At 43.5% G+C, this 13,349-nt stretch carries 8 protein-coding genes; 5 read left to right on the top strand and 3 right to left on the bottom strand.

Features of this window, described 5'->3' with window-relative positions; translation table 11 throughout:
* Positions 1 to 18 precede the first annotated feature (18 nt).
* Positions 19 to 3,360 (bottom strand): TonB-dependent receptor, encoded by a 3,342-nt coding sequence (locus DWX62_RS00865; protein ID WP_008662812.1) that lies wholly within the window; start codon positions 3,358 to 3,360, stop codon positions 19 to 21.
* Between the two features lie 412 nt (positions 3,361 to 3,772).
* Positions 3,773 to 4,621: a hypothetical protein gene (locus tag DWX62_RS00870; protein WP_008662810.1), complete on the bottom strand. Its 849-nt coding sequence runs from the start codon at positions 4,619 to 4,621 to the stop codon at positions 3,773 to 3,775.
* Positions 4,622 to 5,024: 403 nt separating this feature from the next.
* Between DWX62_RS00870 and DWX62_RS00875 the strand changes: the two genes are divergently transcribed.
* The 5 genes from DWX62_RS00875 (at position 5,025) to DWX62_RS00895 (ending at position 12,565) form a co-directional block, all read left to right on the top strand.
* Positions 5,025 to 8,420: a TonB-dependent receptor gene (locus DWX62_RS00875; protein ID WP_008662808.1), complete on the top strand. Its 3,396-nt coding sequence runs from the start codon at positions 5,025 to 5,027 to the stop codon at positions 8,418 to 8,420.
* A gap of 22 nt (positions 8,421 to 8,442) precedes the next feature.
* Entirely contained in the window at positions 8,443 to 10,128 is a 1,686-nt protein-coding gene (locus DWX62_RS00880; RefSeq protein WP_008662805.1) for a RagB/SusD family nutrient uptake outer membrane protein, read from the top strand.
* A 208-nt stretch (positions 10,129 to 10,336) separates the two neighbouring features.
* Positions 10,337 to 11,890 (top strand): hypothetical protein, encoded by a 1,554-nt coding sequence (locus tag DWX62_RS00885; RefSeq protein ID WP_005824945.1) that lies wholly within the window; start codon positions 10,337 to 10,339, stop codon positions 11,888 to 11,890.
* A gap of 90 nt (positions 11,891 to 11,980) precedes the next feature.
* Complete coding sequence (locus DWX62_RS00890) at positions 11,981 to 12,253, top strand: HI0074 family nucleotidyltransferase substrate-binding subunit (protein WP_005824947.1); 273 nt, start codon at positions 11,981 to 11,983, stop codon at positions 12,251 to 12,253.
* A gap of 3 nt (positions 12,254 to 12,256) precedes the next feature.
* Positions 12,257 to 12,565 (top strand): nucleotidyltransferase domain-containing protein, encoded by a 309-nt coding sequence (locus tag DWX62_RS00895; RefSeq protein WP_005824948.1) that lies wholly within the window; start codon positions 12,257 to 12,259, stop codon positions 12,563 to 12,565.
* 148 nt (positions 12,566 to 12,713) lie between these two features.
* Here the strand turns inward: DWX62_RS00895 and DWX62_RS00900 are convergent, their stop codons facing one another.
* Positions 12,714 to 13,337: an HU family DNA-binding protein gene (locus tag DWX62_RS00900; protein ID WP_005824951.1), complete on the bottom strand. Its 624-nt coding sequence runs from the start codon at positions 13,335 to 13,337 to the stop codon at positions 12,714 to 12,716.
* Positions 13,338 to 13,349 lie beyond the last annotated feature (12 nt).

The raw sequence follows: 13,349 nt of genomic DNA on the forward strand, positions 1-13,349 counted from the left end.
ACTGCAATTACTATTAGATTATAAACTAAGCTGAATACCGAACGACACTGTCTTCTGGTATGGATAGCTACGGCCAAAGTTACGCTGGTCACTCTTACCACTGGCCGTACGTATTCCTATTTCCGGATCGATAGCAGGTTTCACACCGTCGATGGTGAAAAGGTTTTCACCAGTGAAATAAACACGCAAACCTTGCACTTTGAATTTACTCAACCAAACCTTAGGAAGAGAATATCCTACAGTAAACGTCTTCAGACGCAGATAAGCCATATTCAGCAAATAGCGGTCATTCACGCTATAGTTACCCGAAGCAGACTGCTTGTAATCCATCGGACGGGGATAGAAAGCATCTGTGTTTTCGGGAGTCCAATAATCCTCAGCACCTTTGTAGAAGGGTTCACCGGTAGTAAAGCCTGGTAATACCTGGTTACCTGCCGCCCAAAGTTTTCTTTTGGCTACCCCCTGGAAGAACATGCTTATATCAAAGCCTTTCCAAGCAGCATCCAGATTCAAACCAAACTGTAAACGCGGCAGGGCGTTACCTATAACACTAAGGTCACCCTTGTCATTTGTATTGGTCTGTTTTACGATTTCACCGTTGTTGTCGAGGTCTTTATAAAGCACATCACCGGGAGCAAATTGATAACCGGCAGGGAATACTTTAGTCTGGTCGGGCAAACCGGCTTTCAAAGAACCGTCAGCATTAAAGTCATCTTCCGTCAAGAAACGGTCGAACTGCAAGCCCCAGATATCTCCCAAAACCATACCTTCTTTATAAGCACTCTTATCCCACCAGCCGGTAGCTCCATAAGAAGGAATCTTTGTATTATACGTCCACTTGGTTACTTCAGTCTTGTCATCGGCAACAGAAGCCGTCACGCCAAAGTGCAGACCATTCTTGAAGGTATGGCGATAGTCAATGGCAAGTTCCCATCCTTTGGTCTGGATAGTACCCATATTTTCATATGGAGCGTCAGCACCCAATGTGGCAGGTAGGTTGGCAGTAGTCAAAATATCACTGGTAGTACGGTTATACCAATCAAACGTTACTCCCAAAGCGTCATTGAAGAAACGGGCATCCAAGCCAAGGTCAAGTGTAGTAACCTTCTCCCAAGTAAGGGTTGAAGACACAATAGTCGGTTTTTGTGTTGACTGTACTTTCTTTCCATCGATAATCCAACTGTCTACAGAAGTGGACAGAGTGGAGATATAACGGTCGGTACCTACATCCTGGTTACCAATCATACCCCAAGAGCCGCGAATCTTCAACGTACTCAGATAAGGCTTCAGTGACTGCATGAACGGTTCTTCAGAAATACGGTAACCGGCAGACATGGATGGGAAGAAACCGAAACGATTCCCAGAGGGGAAACGGGAGGAACCGTCATAACGGCCGTTCAGTTCCAACATATATCGGTCTTTATAAGAATAATTAAGACGTCCGAAGAAGCCTGCTACAGACCACCAAGTATGCGAGGAGCTTGTAGTCTGGTCACCTGTAGCCAGATTCAATTCCGGTTTTGCGGGGTCGAGCAGACCTTTGCGTTGCGCCCAGTAATATTCATATTCGCTCTTTTCAAGGCTGGAACCTGCCATTGCCTTAAAATCATGATCTCCCCAGCGTTTGGCATAAGTTGCCACGAAATTGGCTGTCAGATTCTCCGTGCGTCCGGTTTCCTGATATACATAATCATAAGTAGCAGCAGATAGATAACTGCCATAAGAATCACGTAATGCCTCAACAGACGGACGGGCAGTGAAGATTTCATAACCACTGGTCAAGCTCGGTGTACCATACTTCTTATAGCGATTTTCCACGCTGCTATAAGCAACATCTATATCCAGTGTTAAATCTTTGATAGGCTTGATAGTTGCACCACCTGTCAAACGCAGATACTCACGTTCTTTTGTGGTAATAGGAGCACTTTTCTGTTCGGTCAAGGCGTTACGGAACTCCTTGCCTTCAAAAGTACCGTAAGGCATCATCGGCTGCCAACGATACAGATAGTACATCGGGTCGTAAAGATCAGTATTATAGTTGAATGGCTTGTCGTAGTCAGAACGGGTGAACATGACACCTGTACGGATAGACACATATTTGTTTAATTCAGAGTTCAAAGAGATATTGGCATTGTAACGCTTATAGTTGTCCGAATTGACTTTCATCATACCATCCTGGCTCAGATATCCCAAAGCGATATTGTAATTAGTCTTTCCGTTGCCACCGTTGATAGAAAGGCTATGGTTCTGCTGCGGAGCCCAGTCCTTGATGTATTCATCATACCAGTCCCAAGTACGGATAAAGAACATACCGCCATCGCGGAACTCAAAGTCACGACCCAATTCCATCTCACGACCAAACTGGTCACCATAGCCATATTTGTCCCAGTAATCCTTCATTTTCTGCACATGTGTAGCATCCACACGCATATTACCCACTACGTTATAAAATGCGGTAGACCCCTTAGTCTGATTGATTACACCTTGCAAGTTAATATCAGCCTGCTGCCATCCCGGAAGTTGTTCGGGTGTCTTGGTCGGCGTACGCCATGCAAAGTTATTGGTATATTTTACAGAGAGACGTTCATGTTTACTTCTTGATTTTGTGGTAATCAGCAATACGCCAAATGCACCACGGGCACCGTAAATAGAAGCAGAAGCGGCGTCTTTCAATACAGAAATACTTTCAATATCGTCCGGATTCACCATAGAAATATCCGTTACTTCCACATTATCTACCAGAATCAACGGTTTGGAGTCACCATTCGGAGAACCGATACTACCACGAATCTTGATAGTAGGCGCACCACCTATCTCACCGGAGTTAGTAGTAATGGTCAATCCCGGTACCGCCCCCTGCAAGGCACGGCCTATATCCGTGATAGGACGGCTATCAATTGTTTTGTTCACATCCACGGAAGCCACCGCACCGGTCAGGTTCACCTTTTTCTGTGCACCATAACCTACTACGACAACTTCATCCAACAATTCCGTATCATCTTTCAAAACAACCTTCATTACCGAAGTTGCCTTGACTTCTTGAGTAGTATATCCCACAAATGATACTTGCAGAATAGCACCGGGCTTTACATTTAATTTGGAAACTCCATCCAAATCCGTAATACCACCATTGGTCGTACCTTTCTCAATGACATTGGCGCCAATAATAGGTTCACCTTTTGTATCTACAACTGTGACAGTCACAGAGATAGATTGCATCTGTTCTTGTACTCCTTGTGAGTCGTTGGATGCTGTTTGGGCAGCCATCACGTTGCCACTGCCTAAAAACAGAGCACAGATTGCCACCGCCGTAAAGAACTTACCATTGGCAAGTCCTCGTTTTTTGCGATCTTCATTCATAAGTGATTGATGATTTTGTTAATTAAACCAGTTTTTCAAAATTAGGGTAAGGGAATCATATAGTTCGGATTAGTCAGACTATTTCCGAAGGCTTCTTTAATTTCTCATAGGCGTTTTCTTTATTTAAAGGTTCACATTTTTATATTATCTCTCTTTTTTCTATTTATTTACCAAGTCCAGATGGAACTTAGTTATATATTATACAAGGTTAAAATCTTGTTAATTACTTAACTCTATTGGTTGTTTTAAGAGATAAAAAACTCGTTATTAACAAAGGTGAGAAATGATTCATTCATTTCGTCCTAACAAAGATACATTATTATTTAATATCAAGAACATTCCTTTGCATTTATTTAACTTTATATTTATACATTTGCAAAAAGGAAGTTATACACCTTATTATATAAAGAATTTAAGGTTCTTCTATATTTAAAGAATGGAATTCAATCAAGCCATTCATTGGTGTTTCTTCAATGATTTCCAGTTCGATGCCAAATTCACGGGCAACTTCCCGCAAAATGGCCGCGTAGCTGTAAGCCAATGAACCCACAAAACGAATAGGATAATTTTTGTAGTCATATTGGCAGACATTACGAGTAAAGAAATTTCTCAGATTACCGGTAATCAGCTCAAATACATAGTCATCATTGGTATAATCAGCCAAAAAATAAGATATAGTAGACAAAAAGCGATTGGGGAACGGGCGGTTATACACAGATTCCATAACCTCATTCGGACTTATACGGAACTTCTCAAAGAAATCCGCCGTTACATCTTTAGGAGCCAAACCTTTCAGTACATCAGACAAAAACATTTTGCCCAATACAGCACCACTACCCTCATCCCCCAGAATGTAACCTCCTGCCCGGACATTCTTTACAACGATTTTCCCATCATAAAAACATGAGTTTGAGCCGGTTCCCAAAATACAAGCAATGCCGGCCTCGCATTTGAACAAGCCACGTGCAGCTGCCAGCAAATCACTCTCTACCTGAATTGGAGTTTTGAATTGTGCTACCAATGAAGCTCCCAATACATTTTTCTTTTCATAAGAAGTACATCCGGCACCATAATAATAGACTTGTTCCAATTTCCTTTTGAAAAAATGCTCGGGTAATCCTAACCGCACACTTCGGCTAATCTCTCTTCTCGTTTGAAAGAAAGGATTTAAGCCCTCTGTGAAGGCTCGCTGTATCAGACGATTATCTTCAACCAGCGCCCATTCTGTTCTCGTAGAACCACTTTCTGCAATTAGTTTCATAGGTAGTTAGTTTTAGAATTGAATACAAATATATAGCTTTTTTTAATCTTTCCAAGGCTATTTCAAGAAAAAATCATTTTACTGGCCATACATCTCCCTTTTGCTCATATCCTCAATCATCCAACAAAGTATTCCCACTTTTCCAACGCAACCGCGTTTTAGTCAAAACAAGACGATAACAGACTAACAATAAGATACTATCTGACTGAATTCCAAGTTCCATCTGAACTTAGCAAACAAATAGGAAAACAAGAGATAATATAAAGTTATGAACCTTTAAAAAGAGAAAATGCCTATGGAAAAAGAAACAATCCTGCAAGTTGAATAGTCTCACTATTCGGCCCTTATTACCCTTACCCTAAATTTAAGAAGTATTTAATTAACAACAAATCATCAATCATTTATGAATGAAGATCACAAAAAACGAGGACTAACACATAGCAAACTCCTCACAGCAGTGGCAATCAGCTCACTGTTATTAAGTAGCGGCAACGTGATGGCTGCCCAAACAGCATCCAACGACTCACAAGGAGTACAAGAACAGATGCAATCTATCTCTGTGACTGTCACAGTTGTAGATACAAAAGGTGAACCTATTATTGGCGCCAATGTCATTGAGAAAGGGACTACCAACGGCGGAATTACCGACCTAAACGGTAAGTTTACATTGACCGTAACACCGGGAGCAACACTAAAAATATCATTTGTGGGCTATCAGACACAAGAAGTGAAGGCAGCCAAAACGATGAGAATAACTCTGAAAGAAGATACCGAGATGCTGGATGAAGTAGTAGTAGTAGGCTACGGTGTACAAAAGAAGGCTAACTTGACAGGAGCAGTTTCTACAGTGGACTTAAACAAGACAATGGCAGGTCGTCCACAACAAGATGTAGCCAAAGCATTGCAAGGGGCTGTTCCGGGACTAAGCATTCTCACCACAAGTGGTGCCATCGACGAGACAGCCTCCATGCGTATACGTGGTTTGGGGACATTGAGTAATGGAGAAGTCAGCAATCCACTCATTGTAGTGGACGGCGTTCCGATGGATGACATTTCTTTCCTCGATACGCAAGACATCGAAAATATTTCCGTACTGAAGGACGCTTCCGCTTCCTCCATTTATGGAACGCGCGCCGCTTTCGGTGTGATTCTAATCAATACCAAGAGCGCAAAGCCTAGCGAAAAGGTTACCATCAATTACAGCAACAATTTTGCATGGGATCAAGCTACTTACCTGCCGGACTATCCCGATGTACCCACACAATTAAAGATGGGTATCGAAGCCAGTATGAACGGTGGTGCCGGTATGCCTGAATTGTTCGGTATGTATTTCGACAAATTGTTACCTTACGCCGAAAAGTGGCAGCAACAGAACGGCGGCAAGACCGGCTACCGTCCTATGAACCTCTACCAAAGCGATAGTAACGTGGGTGACTATATCGTATTGGACGGCACTCCTTTTTATTATGCTGACTGGGATGTACAGGACATCTACTTCAACAAAGCTGCTCCTTCCATGAGCCACAATGTTTCTATACAAGGAACATCTGGTAAGACCAATTACTACCTATCTTTCGGCTACAACGAAAAGCAAGGACAGATGAAGATTCACCCGGACGAACTAAAAAAGTACAATGCCTCAGTCAATGTCACCACTAATGTTTACGACTGGCTACAGGTGGGTGCACGCATCAACTATAGTCGTAAGAACTATAAACGCCCGGACACATGGGCCAACACCTACCAATATTTGTGGCGTTGGGGTTCTTATTTCATTCCTTCGGGCACAATCGACGGCTATGACACACGCGTCATGGCCATGCAGAAGCAAGCTGCCGATCGTGAAGTGACAACAGACCTGACCCGTATGAACACCTTCTTGAAAGCTGAAATCGTTAAAGGACTGACCCTTAATGCAGACTTTACATATGCCATTCAGAATATGAACAGCGGTTCGCAGGACAACTCCGTTTACGGCATCAATTGGAGCGGGAAACCGGTACCCTCTTACATCGTCACTAAAGGCAATAGCGGTATCTGGAGAGACTTTTCCAAACAGAACACATGGACGGCCAACGCATACGTAAACTATACCAAAACATTTGCCAAAAAACACAACCTGAATGTAATGGCAGGTGTCAACGCAGAAGAAGAGGAATACAAATATCTGTATGGTACCCGCAATGTGATGTACGATCAAGAGGGATACCCCGAACTGAATATGGCTGGCAAGGATGGACAAGATTTGAGTTGGAATCATACATCCCGCGCTTCTGCCGGTTATTTCGGCCGTATCAATTATGACTACAAAGGCATTTATTTATTGGAACTGAACGGACGTTACGACGGTTCTTCCCGTTTCCCCCATACCGACCAGTGGGCCTTCTTCCCTTCTGCATCCATCGGCTACCGCTTCTCCGAAGAAGCCTACTTCGCCCCACTGAAACATATTGTCAGCAATGGTAAGTTGCGTGCTTCTTTTGGCGAAATCGGCAACGAGGCTGTGGGCGACTACATGTTCGAACAATTAATAAGCCAACGGTTGAACAATAAAAGTACCGGCTATATCTATTGGATTGAAAACAATAATGCCAACGCTAATCTCCTGACCATGTATAACATGCCGGATTTGGTATCAAGTACTTTGACCTGGGAGCGTATCCGCACCCTCAATATAGGTCTTGACCTGGGTCTCTTGAATGACGAACTGACTATAGGTTTCGACTGGTTCCAACGTGAGAATCGTGACATGCTGGCACCGGCACAAGTATTGCCGAACACTCTGGGTGCTTCTGCTCCTTATGAAAATGCCGGTACCTTACGTACACGTGGATGGGAGTTGAACTTGAACTGGCGCCATACCTTCGGCGACTTCGACGTATATGCCAACTTCAACATCGGTGACTCCAAGACTAAAGTAACAAAGTGGGACAATGATTCCAAACTGCTCAGCACCTATTACACCGGTAAAACCTACGGTGACATTTTCGGTTTTGAAACCGACCGTTACTTCGAGGAAAAAGACTTCACCAGCCAAAATGCAGACGGCTCATGGAATTATGCAAACGGCATTGCAAGCCAGGCAGGACTGGAATCCGGTAATTTCCATTACGGCCCGGGAGACGTCAAGTTCAAGGATTTGGACGGCAATGGCAAGATTGACGGTGGAAAAGGCACAGCAGACGACCACGGCGATTTGAAAGTCATCGGAAACTCTATGCCACGCTACGAATACAGCTTCCATTTAGGCGGAGCGTGGAAAGGTATCGACCTTGACCTCTACTTCCAAGGTGTAGGCAAACGTGAGGACTGGACGACTTCTTCCCTAAACCTTCCCGCCATGGTACATGCCGACGTAGCCATCTATTCCCACCAAACAAGCTATAACAAAGTGCTTTGGAATTCAGACTATACCGCCATTACCGGTTATGAGGTAAATCAAGGCAACCGTTATCCACGTCTTTATCGTGGTACAAATAATAGTGGAGGTACCGTATCCGGTATAGCTAACGGCTGCAACAACTACTATCCCCAATCCCGCTATTTGACAGACATGTCCTATCTTCGTCTGAAGAACGTAACTGTGGGATATACCCTTCCGAAAGAGTGGACACGCAAAGCCTACATTGAGAAAGCACGTATCTACTTCAGTGGCAGCAACCTCTTTCTGCTCCACAAAGGGAATGACCTTCCAGTCGACCCCGAAATCAGTACAGGCAATGGACTTACAGCCGGTGGATGGGGACGTATAGCTCCTATTACACGCACATTCTCATTTGGAGTCCAGGTAACATTATAACAACCTCAAAAACTTAAGAACAATGAAGAAATTATTTATATATGGGGTCACAGCGCTGGCGATGTTAACCGGTTGCAACGATTTGCTGGACAAATCCCCCTTGGATACCTTCACGAATACTCCGGCATACTGGAGCAACACCGATAATTTGGATAATCAGTGCAATACTTTTTATAACAACTTTACCGGCTTTGGCAACGGAGCCAGTGGAGGATGGTTCTACTTCAAAACAATAAGCGATGACCAGGTAGATGCAGAAAGCCATAACTGGACTTACACTAACGTGGTCGCATCTTCCACAAACTGGTCAGCCCCTTTCACAGAAATCCGACGCGCCAACTATATCATTGCCGGTGTACAGTCTTCCTCTCTTGATGAAGCAACAAAGGCCCACTATGAAGGTCTTGCACGCATGAACCGTGCGTGGGAATACTATCAGTTGGTCCGTATGTACGGCGATGTGCAATGGATAGACAAAGTTATCGACCCAGCCGACAGCGAAGCCCTCTACGGACCACGCACCGACCGGGATGAAGTGATGGACCATGTGCTGGCAGACATCAATTATGCGTGCGAACACATTACCGCAAACAGCAATCGGCAACGTTTCAGCACCGACATGGCATATGCCATGAAAGCAGACATCACCTTATATGAAGGTACATACTGCAAATATCGCACTCAAGCCGAGAATGGCAAAGCCGCTGATGAGAGCCGCGCCAACAAATACTTGCAAGAATGTGTATCAGCCTGCGAATATCTTATGGCCAAAAACTACTCTCTAAGTAACAGTTACAAAGCCAACTATAATTCTGTCAGCCTGGCAAGCAATCCGGAAATGATTTTCTACAAGCCTTATGCACAAAGTTCGCTAAGGCACTCCACCATTGACTACACAATCAACACAAGTGGTACGCACGGCATTTCAAAGGACGCATTCGACAGTTTCCTTTTCCTTGATGGAAAACCGTTGGCAACAACCTCGAAAAACAAGGACGATGCAGCCGTATTGGATGCAGACAAAAATTACTCTATAAGAGAGGTTTTGGCCGTACGCGACAAGCGCCTGTCCGAAATTCTTGACCCGGTACTTTCTTTCAGAGGCCACGCCTACAGCCGTGCCGGTGTAGCAGCCTTCACCACATCGACCGGTTATGGCATCGCCAAGTATGATAACCCCGAAGAATTGAGTGTAAGCGACCGAAACAACATCGGCTACCAATACACCGACTGCCCGCTCTATTGGATTTCAGTTATTTATCTGAACTTTGCAGAAGCCAAAGCCGAAATGGGTTCTCTCACACAAGACGATCTCAACAACTCCATAAACAAGCTTCAAGCTCGTGCCGGCCTGCCGGCTATGACAACTACTCCAGATGCCGATCCTGCCAATAATATGGGAGTAAGCAATCTGATTTGGGAGATACGCCGCTGTCGCCGTTGCGAACTGATTATGGATAACTGGTACCGATATTGGGATTTAATCCGTTGGCACCAGCTCGACAAATTGGATTCAACCAAGTACCCGAACACCATGTTGGGCGCCAACGTAAGCAATGTGCCTGACTGTGAAGAAGCGACCAAGAACGGATATATAGATGCCTCCGATGCACAAATCCGTACTTATGAAGCCAAACATTATTTCTACCCGATTCCAACTACACAGTTGACCCTAAATAAAAACATGAAGCAGAATCCGGGTTGGTAATCAACTAAAAACAGCATATCGCGCTGTACCTCGTTTGGATTTAATTAAAGCGTTCATACATTCCATGTATCTAAATACAAATGTATGGACGCTTTTGTTATTCCCTTTAAAAGGTGTATAGAAACACGAATAGCACCTTCTAAAAGGAACCATAAATCAATATCATATACTTTCCCTTCGTTCATAACATACTAACAAGAAACATATCATGAAAAAGAAGAACATATTTTTCGTACTACTAATCTGCTTCATCAATAGTAGTTGCAACAAAGAAGAACAAACAGACGAGTTACAAGATAAGGATTTCTATTCTGATGTCACAACACGTGCTTCCTACATAAGCGGTACTATTACGGGCGAAATGAACCCCTATGTTAGTGATGGTTACTACACTTATGATTTAAGTATTCCTATACAAAAACAATCTGTAGGTATAAGAATTTCAGCAGTCGGTGGAGAAGCACGATTCAAAACAAACTACCAAGAACGATTCGAGAGTACATGGGTAACCCAAATTCCAGCAGGAAAAAACCATTTTCCAATAAATGTATTATGGACTAAAGCAGGTAGTAATTCTACCCTGATGGTACGTCCTGAAAAAAGTACAATCGAACTTACCGCAGATCTAAGAAACATCAATGTCAAAATGAAACCTATGCCAATCAATGCCCCTTCAACATTTGAATTGGGAGATACGATAACACTTTGGTGCAATTATTCCATAAACAAAGATACGGGCATAAAGTGGACTTACGATAAAAATCTATTCGCTGAAGTCTCTCAAAGTGCATCTGTCACACAAAGTAGATTCCAAATAAATTTGAAATCAAAGCAAGCCTTCAAGAACAGCGATGTCGGAGTAGAAGTCCATGATTTCTACATAAATTCTATCGGAGCAAAAGAGTATTTCATGGCTCGGAAAAGCAATATCAGTTTTCCCAATATGGGTCCTCAAATAGATGGCTACAGAAATATTGAACAATATAAAGAATACATATATTCCATCAATGACAGCAAGGCACATACATTTTATTGGACCGGGAAGAATATTAAGATAGTAAGTGGTCAGAACAGCTCTACGGTAACAATCGTACCGACACAACCCGGTAACGCAAGTGTCAAAGTGAGCTACAAATATAAAAATCAAACCGATAATTTTACCAATGAGCTACCTTTGAGTGTATCTAAGACATCAATGCAACTGATTGGTCCTGACGTAATCTGTGACAACGGGACATTCAGTATCAAGAATTTTCCCACAAAAGCAACAGTGGATTGGATTGTTGGCAACGATTTATATTCGCAATTAAATCAGGCATCACCTGCTATCACCCTGAATAATTTAGGGACACCCGGAGGCAGTTCCATTTATACGACCTTAACCGCAATAGTACACACAAAGGAATACACTGTTCAGTTTTCCAAACCAATTACTTTCAATGTATCAGGAATACAAGAAAATGACCATGACATTATATATGGCTATCTGTCACAAAGCGGAGGTGAATGCGGATTGAATCCTATTCCTGAAGGTGCGCATGATTTTCATTGGAGTGTTGACTGCGATTGGGAGGTAGACATGCAAGGATATTATTTCACTACTTTCAGCAGTCGGAACAGTCATGAAATTGAACGAGTTTGCGTAACGGTTGATTTCATAAATGCATGTGGAACCAGAACATACATATATAACTATTTCGACATCGGCTCAACAAATTCAGGAACTTATTCCACACCTAAAAACAGCCTTTCTCCAAAATAGCCCCAGACAGCTTTCACGAAAAAGCCCCCATCCATTTGCTCGTTACACAAAAGAAGCTTATATTTGCTTACTTAAAAACAGACAGCTATCATGGTACAGCAAGACATACGATGGATACAGCGTTTTGAATATACCCACGAACTGGCCTGGAAAGTGATGAAGGACTATGCAGAATATCAGGGGTATACCGACATCCGCAGCTCCCGTGATGCCATACGCAAAGCCCTTGAAATGGGATTGATTGATGACAAGCAATGGACGGAGACTATAGAAGCCCGAAATCTGACATCGCACAATCATGACAACGATGTAGTCTCTGAAGAGAAAATGCAATCCTTGAATACACCATCCTTATTCGATTGAGCTATGTACGGATTGACCGACAATGAACTGGAAAAGCTATGCAATCTCTTCCGGAAACATGAAGAAATAGAGCAGGCTGTTTTGTACGGCTCACGAGCCAAAGGAAATTTCAAGCCTTTTTCCGACATAGACATCACGCTGATGGGAGACAGACTTACGTATAATACTTTAAGCAGCCTTTCCGATGAAATAGACGACCTGCTTTTGCCTTACAGCGTAGACCTTTCCATCTATGGCAAATTAAAGAATGCCGACCTTTTGGAACATATACACCGTATGGGAATACCCATATTCAGCCGCCCATCAAACTAAACTAAATTTCACACATCCACCCTCACCACCCTCACCTTTCGCACGCATCGCCCTATTCATCGGCATTCAAGAGGTGGGTGAGAGCAAATTTAAAAAGTGAGGGCAAAATTTGCCCTCACCACAAGATTTCTTCGTTCAAAGTTATAAGTCACTCATTCTTACCGTAATATCCTGAAACGGGTACATAAATCGGTTGCAGCATTGTTCCCTCATTCTTCAACTTTCCTTCGGTGCGCAGCCGACGGATATGCCGCATGGCAGTAGTACGCATCATGCCGCAAACGCTTTGAAAGTCATTCCGTGTCATAAAAGGGCGAGTGGCGAAATAGTTGGTCAGCCGACGGTCTATCTCTTTATCCGTCAGTTTAGCCGAATGCTCGTTTGCCTTCAAAGCCTTTGCCTTGATGGTACCAATTTCATTTTTCAGTTTCTGGTCGGCACGAAATTTCACACCCGCCATCTTCACCTTCGTCAACTTACGCTTGGTAGCAGCCACTACCGGTTCGATCGTGGTGAGCGACACGCGAAAGTAGCCGATGCCGTCGAGATGCACCTGCCTTCCTTCGGCAAGTTCCCTGCCCATGACGTGCGACACAGCATCAAGCACAGCCGTCACATCGGTTTCTGTCAATGAGCAACGTGCCTGGATGTCCCGCCGCAATTCATCGGTAGACCTGCTCCCATTTAGGCGGAGACGGGGATGAAGGATTTTATCTTCCGGAGATTTGTCGTACGAGTCCGGATTCTCGTACCAATCAAACAAAATAGCCATAGTTCAAACTGC

Origin of the sequence: Bacteroides sp. AF20-13LB (assembly GCF_003603065.1) — a bacterium.
Classification (GTDB): Bacteria; Bacteroidota; Bacteroidia; order Bacteroidales; family Bacteroidaceae; genus Bacteroides; species Bacteroides uniformis.